The following is a 2874-nucleotide window of genomic DNA, read 5'->3' on the forward strand; positions in this document are numbered from 1 at the left end:
ATGCTTTGCCCTTGCACCCCTGCAATAGAGTGGGCTTTGCCCAACCTAGATATAAAGTTGCGGCTGCGGCTACAACCAATTGCCCACCAGCACAAACGGAGCCCAATAATAAGGATGCTGATACGCTGAATCATTCAGCAACTTTAACTGAGCTTGGCGCAAAGCCTCAGCTTTGGTAATCCTGTTAGACCCGGTAGCGATCGCGCCCCTGTCCTGAGTTACACCATCTGGATCTGCCAACAAAGAACGGTAAAACTCCGTGACCAAATTCGCCGTAGACTGGTCATTCACCGACCAGAGAGTTGCCAAAGTCGTGCGAGCCCCCGATCGCACTGCCACCCCAGCCAAACCCAAAGCCGCCCGTTGATCCCCCGCAGCGGTTTGACAAGCACTGAGAACCAATAACTCAATGGGAGTCGTGGCAGCAGTTGAGCGATTTTTTAATAGGTTCTCAAACTCTTTTACCCTCAGCTTATCGTCCCAAGTAAGAATAAAAGTTTGTTCGGGATTAGAACTAAACTGACCATGAGTCGCCAGGTGAACAATGGGAAAATTCAACTGATCGAGCTGCTTGAGTAAATTGACTTTGGTAAACTCTTGATCTAGTAAATTTTCTCCCTGGATTTTATGGGAAATTTCCTGTAATTCCGACTCAACCCCAGGCAACGCCGGAAATCCTTGACGGGCTTCGGTCAAACCGCCAGCTAAAATTTTTAGCTTCTCCGGTTGTAACGGCGAAGGTTCGAGCAATTGTAACCCTGGAGTTAGGGCAATACGGTATTTTTCTACTAAATACTTTTGCCCATCATATAGGGCAGCCATTGGCAAATTTCGCAACATTCCGTCAAGGACAAACACCAGTGTATTCACGCTATTTTCTGCTAACTGCAATTCTGCCGGACGAATCAGCCAGTCATAAACTTGTTCAGATAAAGTCAATCGTTGCTTGCTCGAAAAAGCCGGATTGAGTGATTTTTGTAATTCCAGCAGAGTGCTTTCTACTTTCCCTTGAGCAAGTTTGGTTTGATAATAGCTTAAAGGTTGTCCGGGAATAGATAAAATCACTGCTAACTCGTTGGGTAAAATAATCGGGTAAATCACCGCTGAATTCGGATCGACTTGATCGACTTGTTGGGGTTTGGCATCTAAACAAGCATCCCGAAAGAAATTGTCCAGTTCTGCCAGTTGCAATGCTTCAATAGTTTCACGGGCTTGTTTGAGGTTTTCTTGAGAAATTTCTTTACTGGCAATTCCTCCTGCCGCATCAGTGGTCGGTTGGATTAATAATTCTACAAGCTGCCGATAAAGTGGTTCGACAGTTTCCCGAAAAGAAAACTGAATTTCTTGGTTAGTGGCTACTAAATCACTGCGTAAAGATTGTAAGGTTTTGACGGCTTCAGTGTAAGCCGCGATCGCCTCGGAAATACGACCTTGATACGTTAACAAACGGCCTAATTGCCATTGCCATTCATAGGCAATATCCGATAATTGAAGGGACTGGGCAATATTTAACCCTAACTCAGTATATTCTTGAGCTAACTTTTGTTGATTTAGTTCTTCATAAATTGCCCCCAAACTTCCCAAAGCATAAGATTCAGCGCGGTAATCTGCCAAATTTCGGGCAGATTGCACCGCCGTGTCTAATAACTGAATAGGATGCTCTATCTGTTGTTTCGTATGCGGATTAATGGGGCTAAAAAATTGACCATATTCTCCCACATAGTGAGTATTTTTATGTAAGCAATTTGTATTTTTTTGCGCCAAACATACTAAATTATTAGCCAAATTGACCTGAGCATAAATTGCTGGACGACTGTCCGGTAAATTGCTTAAAGGTGCGGGGATATTTTGCGCCAAAATCTCTGCTTTTTGCCAATCAGCATTTTCCACTAATAGACCGATGTGATTTAGTTGGATTTGAATTTTCAGCAGTTCAGCCCCATTTCTTTCCGCCAGGGTTTCCGCTTGTTGATAAAAATCTAAAGCCGCAGAGAGATTATTCAAAGTTCTCGCATTATTTCCCAAACTCATCAAAATTTCACTTTTTTGAATCGGGGAAATGGTAGGATGGGCGATCGCCAATGCTTCCTGTAACAAAAGATTAGATTGCTCCACAGACCCAGTTTCTCTCAGTAAATCAGCCAAAGCCAATAAAACCGATGATTTTAAAGCCGGATCTGTTTGTTCATTCAGGCTCAGTTTAATCTCTTCTAAAAGTTTCAGGGCTCGCCGATATAACCCCAAAGATTCTAACGCCCTGACTTGATTAATTTGACTAAAAATAATCCCGGAACGATCCTCCGCTTGCCGATAAGCAGCCGTTGCTTTTTGCCAAGTTTCCCAAGCTGCCTCGCTATTTCCTTGTTGAAATTGTAACCGGCCCTCGGTATTGAAAATTTGGGCGAAAATGATGGCTAAATTTTCGTTATTTTCCCGATCTTCAAGGGAATGCAAAATTTCTTTACTGTGGGCGATCGCCTCACTAGCGGCGGCATAATCCCCTAATCTTTGATAGGACAAAGACAGAAAACTTAAGATTTGGGCTTGTGGCAACAAATTTCCCTCTGCCGTAAATTTATTAAGGGCTTCTTGCCATAAAATTACCGCCTGATTGTACTGCCCAGCCTCATAATAGTTCCTGCCTTCTTTGACCAAATCGCCAGCAGCAAAACCAATTTCTCTGGTTTCATCGGCAAAATTTTCGGGAAAAACCACGGAATGACTTCGCGCCTGATTAACCCAATAAAGCTGAGGAATTATCGTTAATAAAATTCCTAAAAAAAATGCAAAAACAAATATCACTAATTTGATTAACTTCATAATATTATTGTGATATATTATTGTGATAATTCCTTGTAGGGGCAAAGCATTCGG

At 42.7% G+C, this 2874-nt stretch carries 1 protein-coding gene; it reads right to left on the reverse strand.

From position 1 onward, the window contains the following. Positions 1–69: 69 nt before the first annotated feature. Complete coding sequence (locus AM228_RS27700; protein WP_054470159.1) at positions 70–2820, reverse strand: CHAT domain-containing protein; 2751 nt, start codon at positions 2818–2820, stop codon at positions 70–72. Positions 2821–2874: the final 54 nt, after the last annotated feature.

Source organism: Planktothricoides sp. SR001, assembly GCF_001276715.1.
Taxonomy (GTDB): domain Bacteria; phylum Cyanobacteriota; class Cyanobacteriia; order Cyanobacteriales; family Laspinemataceae; genus Planktothricoides; species Planktothricoides raciborskii.